Origin of the sequence: Polynucleobacter sp. IMCC30063, assembly GCF_021395235.1 — a bacterium.
Taxonomy (GTDB): domain Bacteria; phylum Pseudomonadota; class Gammaproteobacteria; order Burkholderiales; family Burkholderiaceae; genus Polynucleobacter.
On record NZ_JAJVCQ010000007.1, the window covers coordinates 34,569 to 55,769 of the forward strand.

Here is a 21,201-nt window from a genome sequence, read left to right on the forward strand (position 1 = left end):
CTTAAATCTCTAATGCCAGCTCTTGTCTGGCATTAGCATTTCTAAGGCCTTTAGCCCATGTTGCAGTAGCTAAACCGGTTTGTTCCTGAATTAATTGCGCACGCTTTTTAATACTTTTCCATTCCGCATAAATATGCGGGCCTTTAAAAGCAATGGCCACCGCATTGCAATCATGTGATTCGGGAAATAACAACACCCGATCATGAAATGCCCGACAAATATTCTGCAGATTCCGCTTAAAGCTGGAATGCTGTGAAAATAAATTGACAGTCATTACTCCAGGGCTGCGCAAAACGCGATAACAAGCCCGATAAAATTCGAGTGAGCTTAATACCGGCCCTTCGGCTGCCACATCATATAGGTCAACTTGTAAGGCATCGTATTGCTCAGCATTAGCGCTCGCAAGTACAAATTCCAGAGCATCAATTTGCTTTACTTGTAAACGGCGATCATCATCTGGCAAATAAAACATGGTGCGCGCCGCAATAATTACGGCAGGGTTTAATTCGATAGCGGTGGTTTTTACTGCCGGACAATAACGATACTGAAACTTAGCTAATGCGCCAGTGCCCAAACCTAGTTGGGCTACTTGCAAGCCTGGCCGACTTTCCAAAAAAAGCAGCCAAGCCATCATTTGCTGGTTGTAATCTAAATAAATTTCATCAGGATCATTTAAGCGCATAGCCCCTTGAATAAGATCGCTACCAAAATGTAAATAGCGAATTCCGCCCGATTCAGAAAAAGTTACAGCTTCTGTTGCTAAATTTTTTGACTTCCCTGCAGCCATTTGCATAAACCCGCGATTAATTAACCCAATAACGGGCATTGCGGAATAAACGCATCCATGGGCTAGCGCCATCGGTAATAGCATTCCATTCTGGCGGATGCCAACTAAGCTGAGCGGTACGAAAAACCCGTTCTGGGTGCGGCATCATAATGGTGAAACGCCCATCGGGCGTAGTTACGCCAGTTAATCCGCCGGCTGAACCATTGGGGTTGAGCGGATATGTTTCGGTAGCTTCCCCACGGTGATTTACAAATCGTACAAGGCCTAAATGTTCGGCGCGCAATTGCTCGGCATTACCTTGCCGGCTAAAGTTTGCATAGCCTTCGCCGTGCGAAACTGCAATGGGAAGCTGGCTACCAGCCATACCTTGAGTAAAGATAGAGGGCGATGGCAAGACCTCGACCATAGCTAAGCGGGCTTCAAATTGCTCTGAGAGATTGCGCGTAAATTGGGGCCATGAGGCGGCACCAGGAATTATTGGCGCTAAATTACTCATCATTTGGCAACCATTGCAAACTCCCAAAGCAAAACTATTTGCTTGGGCAAAAAATTGTGCAAACTGATCGCGTAATTGAGAATTAAACAGAATCGTTTTAGCCCATCCCCCGCCGGCCCCCAAAACATCACCATAACTAAAGCCGCCGCAGGCCACCAAACCACGAAAGTTGCTTAACTGCGCCCTGCCTGCAATTAAGTCTGACATATGCACATCAAATGTATCAAAGCCAGCCCAATGCATGGCATACGCCATTTCTACATGGGAATTCACGCCCTGTTCGCGCAAAATGGCTACTGGTGGACGCACGCCCTTCTGTATGAACGGTGCAGATATATCTTGCTGGGCATCGAAGGTAACGATGGGGGTCATCCCTGGATCACTGAGATCATCCAGTAAGCCAAATTCACTATCGGCGCAAGCAGGATTATCGCGTCCACGCGCAATTTGCCAACTGGTGTTTTGCCAGAGTTTTTGTAAAGATTCACGGCTAGCGCTATAAATCTTTTTGGCATCACGCCAAATTTCAATCATGCCAGTCGAATTGGGTTTACCAATTACATGGCTGCAAGCACTTAAATTGAGGCGTCGTAAGATCGCAAAAACAGCAGCGCGTTGACTGCGCCTAATTTGCATGACGACCCCTAACTCTTCATTAAATAAAGCCTGCATAGTAAGGTCGTGGCGCTTGCCCGAAATTTGTTGCGCCCAATTTTTAGCATCGCCATAGTCAGCTTCCTGTCGAGGATCTACCGCTAGCATATCGACATTAAGCGCAATGCCACAATGCGAAGCAAAGGCCATTTCAGCTACGCAGGCGAATAAGCCACCATCAGAGCGATCGTGATAGGCCAAAATCAGCTGGTGCTGTCGTAATTCAATCAGAGCGGCAGCTAAGGCCTTCAGATCGTCTGCTGAATCTACATCAGGTGTAAAACGACCCGTCTGATTTAAGACTTGCGCCAAAATGCTGCCCGCTAAGCGATTTTTACCGCGACCCAAATCGATTAGAACGAGCTCGGTATCTTGCAAGGAATGCGAAACATCATCAGCTTGTAGAACAGGTGTTAAGGTCTCGCGTACATCCTTAACAGGTGAGAAAGCCGAAATAATTAATGAGACTGGGGCAATTACTTCCCTTAACTCACCGGCGGCTTGCCAATTGGTGGCCATCGATAGCGAGTCTTTTCCTACTGGGATTGAAATACCCAATGCGGGACATAAATCCATGCCTAATGCTTTAACTGATGCAAATAATTTAGCATCTTCACCAGCGACACCGCAAGCCGCCATCCAGTTGGCTGATAACTTCACGTCTGCTAGCGCAACGATATCGGCTGCAAAAAGATTCGTTAAGGCTTCACCAACTGCCATGCGCGCTGCAGCGGGCGCATCAATTACAGCTAAGGGAGTGCGCTCCCCCATTGCCATAGCTTCACCCCGATAAGCTTTAAAGTCCATGAGGGTAACCGCACAATCAGCAACCGGAACCTGCCATGGGCCAACCAATTGATCGCGCGCATTTAAACCCCCTACTGTACGATCGCCAATCGTAATTAAAAAACCTTTACTAGCTACAGTGGGTTGTTGCAAAACCCACGCAATACAAGTTGCTAAATCGGTATCAGTTAGATTCAGGTCGGCAAAGACAGTTTTAGTACTCTCAACTGTACGGTGCATACGCGGCGGCTTGCCCAACAAAACCTCCATCGGCATATCAATCGGCCATGCGGCTGCAGCCGTTGGGTTTTGCTTTTCATCCTGTAAACGTAATTGCCGCTCTAGGGTAGCGCTACCAACTACAGCTATTGGACATCTTTCACGCTCACAAATTTGCTGTAAAAGTGCTAGGCTTTCGCTGGCTATAGCCAGTACGTAACGTTCTTGCGCTTCATTGCACCAAATTTCTGCTGGACTCATACCACTTTCTTCTAGCGGAATATGGCGAAGCTGAAAAGCGGCGCCTAAGCCGGCGCCATCGGCTAGCTCGGGAAACGCATTCGACAAACCACCTGCCCCGACATCGTGAATCGAAATAATGGGATTTTTTTCACCCAAATGACAACAAGCATTAATAACTTCTTGCACGCGCCGTTCAATTTCAGGATTGCCTCGTTGCACCGAATTAAAATCTAAATCAGCAGTATTAGTGCCGGTGGTCACCGAGCTGCCCGTTGCGCCACCCATGCCTATGCGCATTCCAGGTCCGCCCAATTGAATCAATAAGTGCCCCGCTTGAATGGGTTTTTTCGCTGTATGGTTAGCTGCAATATTGCCAATGCCGCCAGCAATCATAATGGGCTTGTGATAACCGCGGCGCACGCCATCAATGGTTTGCTCATATACCCGAAAGTAACCGCCTAAATTCGCTCGCCCAAATTCATTATTAAAAGCTGCGCCGCCCAGCGGGCCTTCGATCATAATTTGCAACGGGGAAGCAATGCGTTCTGGCTTGCCGTAAGGCGCACCCTCCCAAGGTAAATCGGTATTAGGTAAATGCAAATGCGAGACCGAGAAACCAGTTAAGCCAGCTTTAGGTCGTCCACCTATACCAGTAGCTCCTTCGTCGCGTATTTCTCCCCCAGCCCCGGTTGAGGCCCCTGGAAAAGGGGCAATACCAGTAGGATGGTTATGCGTTTCAACTTTCATTAAGGTGTGCATTAAGCAATTTTCTTTTTGGTATTGGTGCGCACTACCCTGTGGAGTCCAGGTTTCTGCCTCGCACCCAGCCATCACTGCCGAGTTATCCGAGTAGGCCACAATCGTGCCCTGCGGCTGTAAACGATGGGTATTGCGAATCATCGCAAAGAGAGACTGATCTTGTTCAATGCCATCGATAGTCCAAGTAGCATTAAAAATTTTATGACGGCAATGTTCGCTATTGGCTTGGGCAAACATCATCAACTCGACATCGCTTGGATCGCGCTGTAAGCGCTGAAAGTTCGTTACCAAGTAGTCAATTTCATCCGGCGATAAAGCTAGGCCTAAATCGGTATTCGCTTGCTGTAAAGCGCCCTCACCTTGGGCTAAGACGGCAATACGTTTTACAGGCGTATCAGCTAAAGATTGATACAAACCTGCTGCTTGATCAAGCTCAAGTATTACCGCTTCGGTCATGCGATCATGAATTACATTGCAGATGAGCGCTTGTTCAGCAGTAGTTAAGACCTTAGCAGAGTACCAAGTAAATTGAATACCCCGTTCAATTCGTAAGACATCAAGACCGCATTGGCGGGCAATTTCTGTGGCCTTACTTGCCCATGGCGAGACCGTACCAAAACGGGGAATGGTAATGGCTTGTCCAACCCCTTTTGGTGGTTTCTCTTGGGCCTTATATGGGTCTCCATAGGCTAACAAAGCATCTAATACCTTGGTTTGCGCTTGATCTAAAGCGCTTTTCAACCAGACAAAGTGTAGGTAGCGGCCGCGAATGGAATCTAGCAGAACCCCTTGCTTGGCAAGATCAGCTAAAAGCCGTTGCTGGCGAAAGGAAGAGAGGGCATCGGCCCCTGGCAAACAACGGAAAAAAGGCATCCTTAGATTATAAGAGTTGTCTTCATTCGGGTAGTAGCCGCCCGCCCTGTAGATGCAGTTGACGCCCGCAACGCTTTGCTAGAGTTACATCGTGGGTGACTAAAACGAGGGTCGAGCCATTATCCTGATTTAAGGCAAACAAAAGTTCAATAATCTTTGCGCCACTTTGCTCGTCTAGGCTACCAGTAGGCTCATCAGCAAATAACATGGCTGGCTTACCAATGAACGCACGTGCTAAAGCGACACGCTGCTGTTCACCCCCCGATAAGGTTCGCGGGAAATGGTGCAAGCGCTGCAGAAGACCAACTTTAGTTAGCCAGTTAATCGCCTCAGCCCGCGCTAATCCACTCTCGACGCCGCGTAACTCTAGGGGAAGCATGGCATTTTCAAGCGCAGTAAGGTGTGGTATTAATTGAAATGACTGAAATACAAAGCCCAGTGTTTTACCTCGGTAGCGAGCACGCTCATCTTCATCTAAAGCACTAAATGGTTTCCCCAGCAATTGAATGGTGCCGCTCGTAGGAGTATCTAAGCCTGCCAGTAAGCCGAGTAAAGTACTTTTACCCGATCCCGAAGCGCCAACAATAGCAATGCTCTCCCCCGCCAAAATGCTGAAGCTAATGTCATCTAAGATGGTTAAAGGCCCATCGCTTGTTGGCACCGTTTTATTAATCTGCTCCGCCTGTAAGGCGCAAGTGGCATCTTGTTGCGAAGCAGGAAAATTAACGGGCTGAAGCATAAAATAGAGAGGTAGGTCTTGAGTTGTTCTTTTAAAGGAGGCAAGTTGTTGCGTTGCAAATTACTAATAGCGCTTATCTTACTCGTGCTGGGGTTTTTTGGGCGGGCGCATGCTGAGCCAAGCGCAACGAGCCAAACAAGCTCCCCGAAGCAAGGCAGTCAGGGTAATTTACCGGTTTTGCTGGTGCTAGGCGACAGCCTATCGGCTGAATATGGCATTAGTCGCGGTGAAGGCTGGGTTAGCCTACTTGAGCGTCGTGTAAATGAGAGGGGACCCACATGGCAAGTGTTTAATGCCAGCATAAGTGGCGAAACTACCGCGGGAGGCTTAAGTCGTTTGCCCGATCTACTACAGCAAAAAAAACCACAAATAGTGATTATTGAATTAGGTGCCAACGATGCGTTAAGGGGGCTTGCCTTAAGTAGCTCAGAAAAAAACTTACGCACCATGGTGCAGCTAAGCCTGAAAGCCAAAGCCAAAGTCTTACTCTTAGGAATGCGCATACCGAGTAATTATGGTGCGACCTATAGTAAACAATTTGCCAGCATGTATTCCAGTATTGCGACAACTGAACGCATTAGTATCGTGCCATTTTTTTTGAAAGGGGTAGCTGAAAAACACGAATTATTTCAGGCTGACCGATTGCATCCAAGGGCAGAAGCACAAGCTATTTTGTTACAAAATGTTTGGGGCAAGTTGGCGCCCCTACTTTAACTACCAGCAGCAGAGCTAGCACTAGCCTGCTTCAGCGGATTAATTATTTTTACTCCTGCACTGTCACGCCAATGCATCATAAAACTGGCAAAGTCTGCTTGGGCAGCCAGTTGGTTCAATTGTTGTGCCTGGGCTTGTTGCACCTTGGGATCAAGCATAGTGGCCGGTCGCACTTCTTCTACCACGTAAAGTGTCGTACCTGTACCCGTATTGGCAATTGAGACGGCAATAGGTAATTTGCCTGCATCAACTGCCATTACCGCATCTAACGATTCAGCACTTAAATTAACAGGTTTATTGCGTGAAATCCATACGGCTGGGGTAAAACCAGCGGTATTTTTAGGATCTTTTTGAAGCGCTGTGAAACGCTCGGCAGCAGCGGCTGTAGCCAGCTTCTCGGCCAATTGCAAGCTCACTTGGCGCTTTACTTCAGCCAGCACATCCTGCAGTGGCAAAGTACTGGCCGGATGAAACTCAGTAATACGTGCCGAAACAAAAACTCCAGGGCTAATTTGGACGGCTTCAATATTGCGCTTATTTTTAATCGCGTCATCACGAAACAAGGCCTGCAATACCTTCGCATTATTTAAAGGGCTACTTTTGGGCAAACTAGCAGCGCTAGTACGGGTTATACCCTTTTGACTTTGAATACTGAGTTTTAATTTATCGGCTGCGGGCTTCAGACTATCAGCCTGTTCATAAGTCAAATTAGCAAAGGTATCGGCTTTATCGCCAAACGTTTTAGCATCTTCTTTTGGGTCAGCTTGTAAAACTAAAAACTGCACATCGAGCTCTTCGGGGGTCGCAAATAATTTGGTATTAGCCTCGTAGAAAGCCTTGATCTCAGCTTCGCTGGGATTAACTTTTTTGACGTAATCGCTAGCGCTAAAGGCTAATGCTTGAATTTGTCGCTCGACACCATATAAAGCGGTAATCTGATTCGCAAGTTTAGGTGTTGGCAATTCCGTACGGGCAACCGAACTGACTAATTGCTGCGCCATTAAGTCAAATCGTTGCGAGCCCTCGAACTGCTCTACGCTCATGCCATTACTAGCCAATAATTGGCGATATTTAGCGGCATCAAAACTGCCGTTGGCTTCATATAAAGCACGAATTTCAGGAATGCGTTTTAAGTTTTGCGCCAAAGCTTCATTGCTCACCCGTAAATTTAAGTGCTTTAGGGCAAAGCCCATCAGGCGCTGCTGCAAGAGCTCATCTAAAACCGCCTGTCTAAAACCCAAGCTTTGGGTTATTTGACCTTGCACCCCAATTCGGTCGGCTTGACGTTTGGCTGCCGCATCAATCTCTTGCATGGTAATGGGGTTGCCATCCACCTTCAACACGTCGGTGGCTTTATCCATAAAACCGGTGTAACCCGAAATGCCCCAAAGCGCAAACGACGGCACAATTAACAGCAATAAAATGAACTGTAAAAGGCGTTGATGGGTGCGAACAAGATCAAACATAGGCCATTGAAATATCAGATAAGGAAAAGATTGGGGTGGTGGGCGCTGACGGGCTCGAACCGCCGACATTCTGCGTGTAAGGCAGACGCTCTACCAACTGAGCTAAGCGCCCCAACTGTTTCAGAACGAGATTGTAACCCGATTCAAGGCCAATTTAGTGTTTAATCACATCCCCAGCATTAGGCGCAGATGCTGCCTTCGCTTCGGCTGCTTTAGCCAGCTCGGCTGCACTTAGCTCCGGCAATGGTTCGGGATTGCGCTCCAAGGCCAATTCCAAGACTTTGTCGATCCAACGCACTGGCACTATTTCAATCGCGTTCTTTACATTATCTGGAATTTCAATTAAATCCTTCACATTTTCTTCAGGAATTAACACCAGCTTAATTCCACCTCGATGGGCAGCCAATAATTTTTCTTTCAACCCGCCAATTGGAAGAACCTCTCCACGCAAGGTAATTTCACCTGTCATGGCAATATCGGCGCGCACTGGAATGCCGCTAAATACCGAAACCAAAGCCGTGGTAATGGCAATGCCAGCAGATGGACCATCTTTAGGTGTCGCACCTTCAGGAAAATGAATATGAATATCTTTCTTCTCGAAGGCTTCATCGGTTATACCTAATCGTCGCGCCCGTGAACGTACCACAGTGCGCGCAGCCTCAACCGATTCTTTCATCACATCACCAATCGAACCCGTCCGCGTAATCACCCCTTTACCCGACATTACTGCAGCTTCAATGGTAAGCAGATCGCCGCCAACTTCAGTCCAAGCTAAGCCAGTAACTTGACCCACTTGATTCTCTTTAGCAGCCAAACCAAAATCGTACATGCGCACGGATAAAAACTTCTCTAAATTATCAGCACTAACCACAATGGGTGCAGCTTCTTTTTTAAGTAAGAGTAACTTCACTACCTTGCGGCAAATTTTACTCAACTCACGCTCTAAAGAACGCACTCCCGCTTCACGGGTGTAGTAGCGAATAATGCTGCGAACAGCACTTTCTTCAATTTTGAGCTCATCTTTTTTCAAGCCATTATTTTTAATTTGCTTGGGAATTAAATAATTCATCGCAATATTGGTTTTTTCATCTTCGGTATAGCCGGCAAGACGAATAATTTCCAAACGATCGAGTAAGGGCCCAGGAATATTCAGTGAGTTGGCAGTTGCCACGAACATCACGTCAGATAAATCAAAATCGACTTCAACATAATGATCTTGGAAGGTATGATTTTGTTCAGGATCTAAAACTTCCAGCAAAGCGCTGGCTGGATCACCCCGAAAGTCCATGCCCATCTTATCGACTTCATCTAATAAAAATAAGGGATTGCGTACCCCCACTTTAGTTAGGCTCGATAAAATTTTGCCAGGCATGGAGCCAATATAGGTGCGTCGATGACCACGAATCTCCGATTCGTCACGCACTCCGCCTAGAGCCATGCGCACAAATTTACGATTAGTGGCACGAGCAATAGACTGCCCTAAGGATGTTTTACCCACACCAGGAGGGCCCACTAAACACAAAATAGGTGCCTTTACGCGATCGACCCGCTGTTGTACAGCAAGATATTCCAGAATGCGTTCTTTTACCTTATCAAGCCCATAATGATCTTCATCTAAGACTTTTTCAGCATTAGTTAAATCATTATTAATTTTACTTTTCTTTTTCCAGGGCAAATTCACTAAGGTATCGATAAAGTTACGAATAACTGTTGCTTCAGCCGACATAGGAGACATGAGTTTTAACTTCTTCAATTCCGACTCAGCCTTCTTGAGGGCTTCTTTAGGCATATGCGCAGCTTTAATGCGCTTTTCAAGCTCATCTAAATCGGCACCCTCTTCACCTTCGCCCAATTCCTTTTGAATGGCTTTTACTTGTTCATTTAAGTAATACTCACGTTGGCTTTTTTCCATTTGCCGTTTCACGCGACCACGAATACGTTTTTCTACTTGCAGAATATCGATTTCACTTTCAAGGTCGGCTAGCAGGCTTTCTAAACGTTGCACGACATCGCTCATTTCTAATAAGCGTTGTTTTTGCTCAAGCTTTACCGGTAAGTGGGCGCAAATCGTATCTGCCAAGCGGCTAGCATCATCAATACCGCCCAAAGAAGATAAAATTTCTTGAGGGATTTTTTTATTCAGTTTTACGTATTGATCAAATTGCGCCATGATTGCGCGCCGTAAGGCTTCGGTTTCATGGGCATCGATCACAGCAATTGGTTGCGGGCTAGCCTCGCAACTAAAGTAACCCATACTATCTTCAACTTGGCTCACATCAGCTCGTTGCGAACCTTCAACCAACACTTTGACAGTGCCATCAGGTAATTTCAGCATTTGTAAAATACTGGCAATACAGCCCACTTGATATAAGTCTTCAACCGAAGGTTCATCTTTAGCTGCGGCCTTTTGGGCGACTAAAAGTACGCTTTTACCGGTTTCCATAGCAGCCTCAAGGGCTTTAATCGATTTAGGGCGCCCCACAAATAGGGGAATAACCATGTGGGGAAAGACAACCACATCACGCAGGGGCAAAAGCGGCAGTTGAATCGGTTCAGAAGGAAGTAATAACTGGCTGGGCATACGGAAATCCTCCAAATAAGTAATGCGTTACAAAGGACCAAAAGTGCCAAAAAACACTACTAAGCATCCTTCATCACAACTAGAATACTACCTATATGGGTGCGCCTTAAAAAAATGCAAGGGCTAAAATGCGAAAAATACCAATTTTTGGGCGCTTAATCCCGATTTTTGGAGCCTTTTTAGGCCTTTTTTACCTGGTTTTCAGCTTCAACTTCGCCGCTTACGGCTTGCTTGTAGACTAAAAGCGGTTTGCCATCAATCGCAATCGTACTTTCATCAATAACCACCTTCTGCACATTCTTTAGCGATGGTAGGTCGTACATCACGTCCATGAGCGAACCTTCTAAAATAGAGCGCAAACCCCGCGCACCGGTTTTACGGGCGATGGCTTTTTTGGCAATTGCCGCTAGCGCACCTGGGCGAACCTCTAATTCAGATCCCTCCATGCCGAGCAAGGCTTGGTATTGTTTAACCAAAGCATTTTTTGGCTCAGTCAAAATTTGCACTAAGGCAGCCTCGTCTAATTGGGTCAAGGTCGCCAATACCGGTAAGCGGCCAATCAGCTCTGGAATTAAGCCAAACTTAATTAAGTCCTCTGGCTCAACTTCTTTTAATAATTCACCAATGGCACGATCATCCTTGCCAGCAACATCAGCACTAAAACCAATGCCCGATTTCGCAGTGCGTTGCTGAATCACTTTTTCAAGACCATCAAACGCGCCGCCGCAGATAAAAAGAATATTAGTCGTATCAACTTGCAGAAAGTCTTGATTTGGATGTTTTCTGCCGCCCTGTGGCGGAATCGATGCCATCGTACCCTCAATCAGCTTAAGCAAGGCTTGCTGAACGCCCTCACCAGAAACATCGCGGGTAATTGAGGGGTTATCCGACTTGCGAGAAATTTTATCAATTTCATCGATATAAACAATACCCTTTTGGGCCTTGTCAATGTTGTAATCACAGCTTTGCAGTAGCTTCTGAATAATATTTTCAACATCTTCGCCAACATAGCCAGCTTCAGTCAAGGTTGTAGCATCGGCCATCACAAATGGCACGTTCAACATGCGCGCTAAAGTCTGTGCCAACAAAGTCTTACCGGAGCCCGTGGGGCCAATCAGCAATATATTACTTTTCGCTAGCTCTACGCCATCGATCACGGCTTTAGCAGGCGCTTTGCTCATTTTTTTATCGCTGCTGGATTTGTCTTGCGATTTCTTTTTTGCAGCACCTTTTTCATTACTAGAAAGGTCATCAGCTGGGCTTATTTTTTCCGCTTTTTCTTTGGTTACCGGAGGTAAATGCAAAAGCCGTTTGTAATGGTTATATACCGCTACTGCCAAGGTTTTTTTGGCTAAATCTTGCCCAATGACATATTGATCTAAATTAGCGCGAATTTCATGTGGGGTTGGGATTGCTTCGCCCCCCTCACTAGGAGGTAACTTAGCAATTTCCTCCTGAATAATATCGGTACATAAATCAATGCATTCATCGCAAATAAAAACCGAAGGGCCAGCAATTAGCTTTTTAACTTCGTGCTGGCTTTTGCCGCAAAACGAACAGTACAACAGCTTATCGGTAGAGGAGGTATCGCTCACAGGGTGGACTCAGTAGAGTTTACGGACGCTTATCAATGACTTTATCAATCAAACCGTATTCGCGAGCTTGCTCGGCTGACATGAAATTATCGCGATCGGTATCCTTGGCAATCGTTTCAATCGATTGGCCAGTGCGGTCAGCCAAAATTTGATTTAAACGTTCACGTAAATATAAAATTTCACGGGCTTGAATTTCAATATCAGAGGCCTGGCCCCGCGCTCCACCCAAAGGTTGATGAATCATCACACGTGAATTAGGTAAGGCGTAGCGTTTGCCCTTTTCGCCCGCACACAGTAAAAATGCTCCCATACTTGCCGCCATGCCCATGCACAAGGTACTTACATTGGGCTTGATAAATTGCATGGTGTCGTATATTGCTAAGCCAGCCGAAACCGAACCACCGGGCGAATTGATATAAAGCGAAATTTCTTTATCGGGATTCTCGCTCTCTAAAAATAGTAATTGGGCAATAACTAAATTAGCGGTTTGATCATTCACTTCGCCGACCAAAAAAACCACCCGCTCACGCAACAAGCGCGAGTAGATATCATATGCTCGCTCACCGCGGCCCGAGGTTTCAATGACCATGGGCACCAAACCCAAACCTTGTGGTGCTAAATTCGCATTGAGGTCGTCAGACTGAGTTTGACCGTAAGTACTGCGTTGCATTCTAATCATGTTTTCTCTCATTGCTCTAGTTTACTCAGTTCTTCAAAAGTCACTGCTTTATCAGTTACCGTACCCAGGCCGCTAACATATTGAATAACATTCGACTCAAGCACAGCCGATTCAATGTCTTTGAGGCGCTGCGGATCGCTATAAAACCAGCGGACCACTTCTTTTGGGTCTTCATAGGTTGCTGCTTGATCTTCAATTTCTGCTTTAATTTGTTCTGGCGTAACAACCAAATTTTTCTGCTTTACTAATTCACTCAAAATCAAGCCTAAGCGTACGCGTTTTTGCGCCTGTTCAGCAAACATTTCTACAGGTATGGGCGCATCTTTTGCATTAGGAATGCCACGTTGTATTAAGTCTTGGCGCGCCATATTCACGAGTCTTTCTTGCTCATTGGCAACCAAAGCTTTGGGCACTTCTAATTCACATAACTTTTCTAATTGGCCCATCACTTCATTTTTCATCAGCATGAGCGTGCGGCGTTTGACTTCACGCTCTAAATTTTCACGAACTTCACTGCGCATTTTTTCAAGGCCACCTTCTGTAACCCCTAAAGTCAAAGCAAAGGCCTCATTTACCTCGGGTAAATGGGCCCACCGTACCTCTTTCATGGTAAGGGTAAAGTCGGCAGTTTTACCAGCCACCTCTTTGCCGTGATAATCGGCAGGGAAAGGCAAAGCAAACGTTTTGCTCTCGCCCACCTTCATACCTAGGGCGGCAGCTTCAAACTCTGGCAGCATACGCCCTTCACCCAAAACAAACTCAAAATTTTCAGCCTTACCACCGGCAAATTCAACCCCATCAATTTTGCCGACAAAATCAATTAACACTTGATCGCCCTTTTGAGCCGTGGTATCGGCCCCACCATCGCCATGCTCGCCAACTTGACCACGAGAATGGTAATGAACTTGTTGTTTGCGTAAGACATCAATTGCACGCTCCATTTCGGCATCGGTCACCGCAGTGGTGTACCGCGTCATGGTTGCTTTGCTAAGGTCACCCAGTTTAATTTCTGGTAACACTTCAAAAAAAGCGTCGAAGACAATATTGTCTGCACCAATTTCACTTTTTGGCTCAAGGCGCGGTTGACCAGCTAAAGCGATGCCCGCTTTTTTACTGAGCTCAAAGAACAATTCAGCGGCCTTATCAAATTGCACTTCAAAATCAATTTGCATGCCGTATTGCTGCTCAACTATTTTCTTGGGTACTTTACCAGGCCTAAAACCTGCCATCTTGAGGTTTTTTCCTGCCTTAAGTAAACGCGCATCACGGGTTTTAGCTAAGTCGGAACGAGGAAATTCTAACGTTACCTTACGATCTAAAGCGCCCAAATTTTCTATCTGCACAGCCATGCCTCTTCAATTAAATACTACCGATTAAATGGTCTAAAGTTTAAGCTAGTAGCAAGCTACAGCTTGGTGCGAGGAGGGGGACTCGAACCCCCACACCATTTCTGGCGTCAGGACCTAAACCTGGTGCGTCTACCAATTTCGCCATCCTCGCATTTGTAACGCTACCAGCTCAAACTTCATGCCAAAGGGTGAATTCTACAATGGCTGGGCTTAAGCCCGATAGAGTAAGGCCACGGCATGGACGGCAAGGCCCTCGCCACGCCCCAAATGACCCAATGATTCATTGGTCTTGGCTTTAAGATTGATGTGGCTCGGGGTAACGGCAAGATCGGCGGCAATATTTCGCACCATCGCCGGGAGGTATTCGGCTAGCTTGGGTTTCTGGCAAATAATCGTGGCATCCACATTACCTACATGAAAGCCGGCAGCCTGCACTTTTTGCAAAGCACTGCGTAACAAAATACGACTGTCCAGGTCTTTAAATTGGGCATCAGTATCGGGAAAAAGCTGGCCAATATCATTTAAACCGGCAGCCCCCAGTAAGGCATCGGTTACGGCATGCAATAAAGCATCGGCATCGGAATGCCCTAATAAACCCTTTTCGAAGGGAATGAGAACACCACCCAAGATCAATTTACGGTCAGCAACGAATGCATGCACATCGTAGCCCTGGCCGATGCGAAAAGGCGGCGCACCATGATGGGAGGCGGTTGAAAGTTGATCGGCTGAATTCATCGTTCTCTCGGATCTCAATTTAAGGCAAGTGAAGAAGTACAGTGTGCATCAAATCCCAGTCGGCGGGATGAGTTACTTTAAAGTTCCGCGTCGCGCCCTCTACTAATAAGGGCTTAGCGCCCAATAATTCCATCGCACTGGCTTCGTCGGTAATTTCGACACCGACTTCAAGCGCTTGAGTTAATGCGCTATGCAAGGTGCCGAGCTGAAACATTTGTGGGGTTTGCGCTTGCCAAAGGTGCTGACGTGCCAAGGTTGCCTGCGCCAAGCTGCCACGTGTACTTAACTCGGCCCGTTTTAAGGTATCAGCCAAGGGCATCGCCAATAAGCCGCCCCATAAATTAGGCTGGTTTGTTTCAGCGGCATTCACTGCAGCAATTAATTGCTGAATTAAGCCTACGGTAATGCCGGGCCGAGCCGCGTCGTGCACCAAGACCCAGTCATCCGGAGAAATCTGTACATTCAGTAAAGCGCTTAAGGTATTGAGCACGGTTTCGTGACGAGTTGCCCCACCAGTTGGCAAGAGGTGTAAGCGACCCTGGGCGCGCTCAGCCATTCCTTCTAAATACAGAATTGATTCAGCTTCATGAAATTGTGGGCTTAAACCAACCCAAATCGAATGAATTTCTGGGGTATTTAAGGCCGCCTCTATAGCATAAGCAAGCATCGGCTTGGTGCCAAGCAGGCGAAATTGCTTTGGTAAATCGCCGCCTAAACGGGAGCCCATTCCTGCGGCTGGCAAAACAAGGTGATAGGCACGATTTGAATTAGGCATGCCTGATTCTATAATGACGGCAGATGTCTGATGGAATCTTGCAAATACCCCCCGTCCCTGCTCCAAGGGCTGGGCAGCGCTTTACCTTTTCCGGCCTAGTGGGCTCAGCCGATGCGGCTTTACTGGCAGAGTCGGCCTTACTCTACCGCGCGCAATTTTCCATCTTGGTGGTTTTTTGTGCTCAGGCACAAGATGCTCAAAGGCTATCAGAAGAAATTCCTGCCTTTGCTCCTCAACTTAAAACCCGCCTTCTACCCGATTGGGAAATACTGCCCTACGATCAATTTTCGCCACACCAAGATTTAGTCTCCGAGCGCTTAGCAACCTTGCATGCAATGCTCAATGGCAGTTGTGACATTGTTTTAATTCCAGTCACTACCGCCCTGCAAAGATTGGCACCGCCCCAATTTTTATCTGGCCATACTTTTTTCTTTAAACAGGGCGATCATTTAAATGAAAGCGCCCTCCGTTTGCAATTACAGCAAGCAGGATACGACCCGGTGAGTGCCGTAATGCGTCCAGGTGAATATAGTATTCGGGGTGGCTTAATTGATTTATTTCCGATGGGTTCGGCACTACCATTTCGCCTTGATTTGTTTGGTGATGAAATTGAACAAATTCGTGCTTTTGACCCTGATACGCAACGTAGCCTGTACCCAGTAAAAGAAATTCGTCTCTTACCAGGACATGAATTTCCTTTTGATGACGCGGCCCGTGTAGCTTTTCGTGGCCGTTGGCGGGAAGTCTTTGAGGGTGACCCCAGTCGCTGTGCAATTTATAAAGATGCCAACCTTGGCATTCCTAGCGCTGGTATTGAATCCTACCTGCCATTATTTTTTGCTGAGCCAGCTACGCTCTTCGATTACTTACCGCTTGCAGGTGAGGGTGTTTGGCTTGCCTCGGTAGGCGATATTGAGAGTAGTATTCGCAGTTTTTGGAAAGAAACCCAAAGTCGTTACAACTTTTTAAAACATGATTTTGAGCGCCCCATTCTCAATCCAGAAGCGTTGTTTTTAGATGTTGACACTTTCTTTACTCGGGCCAAGGCTTACCCAAGGTTAACGCTGGAGAACACTGCGCTTACTACATCCGCAGTAGCATCCACCACGCCACCCTTTCTGCCAGTACCTGAAGTCGCAGTCCACCGACGTGATGCTGATCCCCTCTCACGTTTGCGTCATCTCGTTGCACAACAGCAATATCGGGTGGTCATCTGCGCTGACACCGCCGGACGCCGCGAATCGATTCGACAACTCATTGAAGAAAGTAATTTAGTTACCGATTCTAAAAATAGTTTGCCTTTTGCATTAAAACCGACTCAAAGTGAAAACTTAGCCGACTTTATTAACGGAACAGCCAGCTTTGGTTTAGTAATTGCCCCTTTATTTAATGGCTTTAGCTGGCCAAGTGCCAAGCTCATTGTAATTACGGAAGCAGAGCTTTTTACGGCTACCGCGCGGCAACGACGCAAAGGTAGCGCTCAGCAAATTAGCGATCCCGATATGTTGTTTAAGGATTTAGCTGAACTGAAAATTGCAGATCCAGTAGTTCACGCTGAACATGGCATTGGGCGTTATCAAGGGCTGGTCTTACTCAACTTAGCGCCACCTAAAGAAACACCCCTCTTTGAAGAATTTTTACATTTGGTTTACGCCAATCAGGCGACGCTTTATGTACCCGTGCATCAATTGCAATTAGTCACCCGTTATGCGGGCTCCGATCCTGAATCGGCTCCCTTACATCAATTGGGTTCAGGACAATGGGAAAAAGCTAAGCGTAAAGCAGCCCAACAAATTCGCGATACCGCCGCTGAATTACTTAATCTCTATGCGGCTCGCGCGCTACGTCGAGGTCATGCATTTGAATATTCTGCGCATGATTACGCCGCTTTTGCCGAAGCCTTTGGTTTTGAAGAAACGCCTGACCAAACCACAGCTATTGCCGCCGTTATTAGCGATATGACCAATGGCAAATCGATGGATCGCTTAGTCTGCGGTGATGTCGGTTTCGGAAAAACTGAAGTGGCTTTAAGGGCTAGTTTTATTGCCGTAATGGGGGGTAAGCAAGTTGCTATTCTGGCCCCTACTACCTTATTAGCGGAACAGCATGCCGCTACTTGGAAAGATCGTTTTGCCGATTGGCCCGTGAAGGTCGTGGAGCTATCGCGCTTCAAAACTGCGAAAGAAATTACCGCTGCTCTAGCCGCAATTGCCGCTGGCGATGCCGACATTGTGATTGGTACCCATAAATTACTTTCTAAAGATACCCACTTTAATCGTTTGGGTTTGGTTATTGTTGATGAAGAGCATCGTTTTGGGGTGCGCCAAAAAGAGGTCCTAAAGGCCTTACGTGCCGAAGTTGATATTCTGACACTCACAGCTACCCCTATTCCAAGAACATTAGGTATGGCGATGGAAGGTTTACGAGAACTTTCTATTATTGCTACCGCACCCCAAAAACGCTTAGCCATTAAAACGTTTGTGCGCCGCGAGGGTGATGATGTCATCTGTGAAGCCGTGTTGCGGGAAATTAAACGGGGTGGTCAAGTTTATTTTCTCCATAATGAAGTTGAAACCATCGAAAACCGCCGCCTAGCTTTACAGGAACTTTTACCCGAGGCGCGCATCAGTGTGGCGCATGGTCAAATGCACGAGCGGCAACTTGAAACCGTGATGCGCGAATTTGTTACGCAACGTAGCAATATTCTATTATGCACAACGATTATTGAAACTGGTATTGATGTGCCCACTGCAAATACCATCATCATGCACCGCGCCGATAAATTTGGCTTAGCCCAACTGCATCAACTGCGCGGGCGCGTTGGCCGTTCGCATCATCAGGCCTATGCCTATTTAATGGTGCCCGATCCCGATGCCCTGAGTAAACAAGCGCAATTACGTCTAGATGCAATTCAGGCCATGGAAGAATTGGGTTCAGGCTTTTATTTAGCCATGCATGACTTAGAAATTCGTGGAGCTGGTGAAGTTTTAGGTGACAAACAGTCAGGCGAAATTCATGAAATTGGCTATCAGCTCTATACCGAAATGCTCAACCGCGCAGTTAAATCATTAAAAAGTGGTAAAGAGCCCGACTTATTGGCACCTTTACAAGTTACAACTGATGTGAATTTAGGTGTGCCAGCCTTACTACCTGAAGAGTATTGCCCAGATGTACATGAGCGACTTTCCCTCTACAAGCGCTTTGCAGCAACCCATGACTTTGCAGAGTTAATGGGCTTGCGTGAAGAATTGGTCGATCGATTTGGTGACTTACCCGATCCGGCCAAATCATTTTATGAAACCCATCGCTTACGTTTAGAAATGGCGGGCTATGGGATTAAAAAAATTGATGCTAGTCCATTAGCCATTCAAATGCATTTTATTCCCAATCCGCCTATTGATCCTCTACGTATTATTCAACTTATTCAAACCCATGCGCATATTCAACTCAATGGCCAAGATCGTTTAAAAATTATTCCTCCTCAAGCTCATGACTTTGATTTATTGGAAAAACGCTTAGAGCAAATTCGTCAAGTGCTAAAACGCTTAAATGAATCTGCCCTCAGCATGGCTTAACTCATGCAGCTCAATTTATATCTTCTTCTCAGTAACGTTTCATGAACTTGAACCCGCAGTTAGTTGCCCTTTCACCCCAAGTGTTGCCATTGGCATTCGATCTCGCAGTAAACGAATGGATGCAAGAACGGGGCATACAGATTAAACCTTTAAAGCAAGCTAATAGCGCAACATTAACTGTGCAGTCTTGGCATCTCGATCAAGTCTTATCTGCAGAGCAACGCCCCCTATTGCGGGCATTACTAAACGACTTTCAGGCCGATATGGCCCTCTTGCCCGCTCACTTTGATCCAGCACAATTGCGGGTATTGGCCATCGACATGGATTCGACCTTAATTAATATTGAATGTATAGATGAAATTGCTGATTTTGCAGGTCAAAAAGCGGCTGTAGCCAAAATTACCGAAGCCACGATGCGGGGCGAAATTAGGAACTTTAGCGACAGTTTGCAACAACGAGTCGCCTTATTAGCAGGTGTCTCAGAAGCTGTTTTAGAAGCGGTGTATCGCGAACGCTTAAGACCCAACCCTGGCGCTGCCGAACTCATTGCCCAAGCTAAACTATTAGGCCTACATACCCTACTAGTTTCTGGTGGCTTTACATTTTTTACTAATAAATTACAACACGCTTTAGGTTTTCATCAAGCTCACGCAAATAGCTTAGAAATTCAAGCCGGTTTTCTTACGGGCAAGGTATTGGGTAATATTATTGACGGCGCTGGTAAGGCTCACTGTCTCGAACAAGTCTGCCAAACATTGGGCTGCAATAAAACGCAAGCTATGGTAATTGGCGATGGTGCTAATGATTTGCTAATGATGGCTGGCGCAGGGCTGAGCATTGCTTATCGCGCTAAACCATTAGTAAAAGAAAAAGCCGACGCGGCTTTTGACCGAGTCGGCTTAGATGCTGCTCTGGCTTTATTGCGCTAAATTACATGCGCTCAAAAATGGTTGCTATTCCTTGTCCACCACCAATACACATCGTAACTAAAGCATATTTTCCATTCACCCGCTGCAACTCATAAAGCGCTTTAGTTGCAATGGCCGCTCCCGAGCAACCAATTGGGTGACCCAAAGCAATTGCGCCGCCATTCACATTGGTTTTTGCTGGATCTAAACCTAAACCCTTGGTTACCGCTAAGGCTTGCGCAGCAAATGCTTCATTCGATTCAATCACATCGATTTGATCTAATTTCAAGCCCGCACGTTGTAACGCAATTTTGGTTGCTGGAATGGGGCCTTCACCCATAATTTCGTTAGGTACGCCGGCGATAGCATAGGAAACCAGACGCGCCATTGGCTTATGGCCAGCCTTAGCCGCTGCTTCAGCTGCTGCTAACACAAAAAAGGCTGCTCCATCATTAATGCCTGAAGCGTTTCCGGCAGTAACAGAACCCCCTTCTTTTTTAAAAACAGCTTTCATTTTGCTCAAGGTTTCCATCGTTGTTTCTGGCTTGCAATGCTCATCGGTATCAAAAACCACATCCCCTTTACGAGTTTTAATGGTAATTGGCACAATTTGCGATTTAAATCGTCCTTCTTTAATTGCAATGCCAGCCCGGCGATGCGATTCAACCGCCAAGGCATCTTGCTCCTCACGCGTTAGCTTCCACTTCTCCACCAAATTTTCAGCAGTCACGCCCATATGACCTACACCAAAGGGGTCGGTTAATACCGCCACCATCAGGTCGAGCATTTTGCTGTCACCCATTCTCGCGCCACTGCGCATTGCTGGCGAGCCATACATGCCTCTCGACATCACCTCTACACCACCGCCAATACCGTAATCGCAATCATTCAACATAATCGCTTGCGCCGTTGTCACAATGGCTTGCAAGCCTGAACTACATAAACGATTGAGAGCCATGGCCACCGATTCCATCGGTAAACCCGCTTGAATTGCTGCAACCCGTGCCACGTAGGCATAGCGGCTATCTGTGGGAATAGTATTGCCAACCGTTACGTAATTAATTTCTTTCGGATTAACGCCAGAACGAGCAATTGCCTCCTTCATGACAATACCGCCTAACTCGGCTGGCTCAAAACTGCTTAAACCACCACCAAAACTGCCAATTGCAGAGCGCGCTGCACTTAATACGACGACATCCCGACTCATCTTGAATTCCCCTTATTTATCACTGTTTATCCCCATTATTATCGCTCTTATAATCAATTTG

14 protein-coding genes and 2 tRNA genes are annotated in these 21,201 nt (G+C 46.6%); 3 read left to right on the top strand and 13 right to left on the bottom strand.

Annotated elements, in window-relative coordinates:
* Position 1: 1 nt before the first annotated feature.
* From LZG75_RS11700 to LZG75_RS11710, 3 genes are read right to left on the bottom strand one after another with little or no spacing between them, the layout of a single operon-like run.
* Entirely contained in the window at positions 2–859 is an 858-nt protein-coding gene (locus tag LZG75_RS11700) for a spermidine synthase (RefSeq protein WP_233937625.1), read from the bottom strand.
* Positions 804–4,817: a phosphoribosylformylglycinamidine synthase gene (purL, locus tag LZG75_RS11705; protein ID WP_233937626.1), complete on the bottom strand. Its 4,014-nt coding sequence runs from the start codon at positions 4,815–4,817 to the stop codon at positions 804–806. The genes LZG75_RS11700 and purL overlap by 56 nt, the downstream gene beginning before the upstream one ends.
* Before the next feature lie 22 nt (positions 4,818–4,839).
* Positions 4,840–5,556 (bottom strand): ABC transporter ATP-binding protein, encoded by a 717-nt coding sequence (locus LZG75_RS11710; RefSeq protein WP_233923445.1) that lies wholly within the window; start codon positions 5,554–5,556, stop codon positions 4,840–4,842.
* A gap of 48 nt (positions 5,557–5,604) precedes the next feature.
* Between LZG75_RS11710 and LZG75_RS11715 the strand changes: the two genes are divergently transcribed.
* Positions 5,605–6,270, top strand: coding sequence for an arylesterase (locus tag LZG75_RS11715; protein ID WP_233937627.1), 666 nt, complete (start codon positions 5,605–5,607; stop codon positions 6,268–6,270).
* Here the strand turns inward: LZG75_RS11715 and LZG75_RS11720 are convergent.
* From LZG75_RS11720 to ispD, 9 genes are all read right to left on the bottom strand, one after another.
* On the bottom strand, positions 6,267–7,736 hold the full coding sequence (locus tag LZG75_RS11720) for a peptidylprolyl isomerase (RefSeq protein ID WP_233937628.1): 1,470 nt from the start codon (positions 7,734–7,736) through the stop codon (positions 6,267–6,269). The two genes, LZG75_RS11715 and LZG75_RS11720, sit on opposite strands and share 4 nt — an antisense overlap.
* 36 nt (positions 7,737–7,772) lie before the next feature.
* Positions 7,773–7,848, bottom strand: a tRNA-Val gene (locus LZG75_RS11725).
* 42 nt (positions 7,849–7,890) lie between these two features.
* Positions 7,891–10,317 (bottom strand): endopeptidase La, encoded by a 2,427-nt coding sequence (gene lon, locus LZG75_RS11730; protein ID WP_233923442.1) that lies wholly within the window; start codon positions 10,315–10,317, stop codon positions 7,891–7,893.
* Positions 10,318–10,496: 179 nt separating this feature from the next.
* Positions 10,497–11,912: an ATP-dependent Clp protease ATP-binding subunit ClpX gene (clpX, locus tag LZG75_RS11735; RefSeq protein WP_233937629.1), complete on the bottom strand. Its 1,416-nt coding sequence runs from the start codon at positions 11,910–11,912 to the stop codon at positions 10,497–10,499.
* Positions 11,913–11,931: 19 nt separating this feature from the next.
* Entirely contained in the window at positions 11,932–12,582 is a 651-nt protein-coding gene (gene clpP, locus LZG75_RS11740) for an ATP-dependent Clp endopeptidase proteolytic subunit ClpP (protein ID WP_233923725.1), read from the bottom strand.
* Positions 12,583–12,599: 17 nt separating this feature from the next.
* Positions 12,600–13,940, bottom strand: a complete 1,341-nt coding sequence (gene tig / locus LZG75_RS11745) for a trigger factor (RefSeq protein WP_233937630.1) — start codon at positions 13,938–13,940, stop codon at positions 12,600–12,602.
* A gap of 64 nt (positions 13,941–14,004) precedes the next feature.
* Positions 14,005–14,091: transfer RNA gene (locus LZG75_RS11750), tRNA-Leu, on the bottom strand.
* Between the two features lie 59 nt (positions 14,092–14,150).
* The gene (ispF, locus tag LZG75_RS11755) at positions 14,151–14,675 is read right to left on the bottom strand and encodes a 2-C-methyl-D-erythritol 2,4-cyclodiphosphate synthase (protein WP_233937631.1); all 525 of its coding nucleotides are present in this window, start codon (positions 14,673–14,675) and stop codon (positions 14,151–14,153) included.
* A 19-nt stretch (positions 14,676–14,694) separates the two neighbouring features.
* Complete coding sequence (ispD, locus tag LZG75_RS11760; protein WP_233923438.1) at positions 14,695–15,450, bottom strand: 2-C-methyl-D-erythritol 4-phosphate cytidylyltransferase; 756 nt, start codon at positions 15,448–15,450, stop codon at positions 14,695–14,697.
* A 23-nt stretch (positions 15,451–15,473) separates the two neighbouring features.
* Here ispD and mfd point away from each other — a divergent pair, with 23 nt between their 5' ends.
* Complete coding sequence (gene mfd, locus LZG75_RS11765; protein WP_233937632.1) at positions 15,474–19,025, top strand: transcription-repair coupling factor; 3,552 nt, start codon at positions 15,474–15,476, stop codon at positions 19,023–19,025.
* Positions 19,026–19,144: 119 nt separating this feature from the next.
* A complete protein-coding gene (gene serB / locus LZG75_RS11770; RefSeq protein ID WP_370635183.1) occupies positions 19,145–19,954 on the top strand; it encodes a phosphoserine phosphatase SerB in 810 nt (269 codons plus the stop codon).
* Between the two features lies 1 nt (position 19,955).
* Here the strand turns inward: serB and LZG75_RS11775 are convergent, their stop codons facing one another.
* Complete coding sequence (locus LZG75_RS11775; RefSeq protein ID WP_233923435.1) at positions 19,956–21,140, bottom strand: acetyl-CoA C-acyltransferase family protein; 1,185 nt, start codon at positions 21,138–21,140, stop codon at positions 19,956–19,958.
* Positions 21,141–21,201 lie beyond the last annotated feature (61 nt).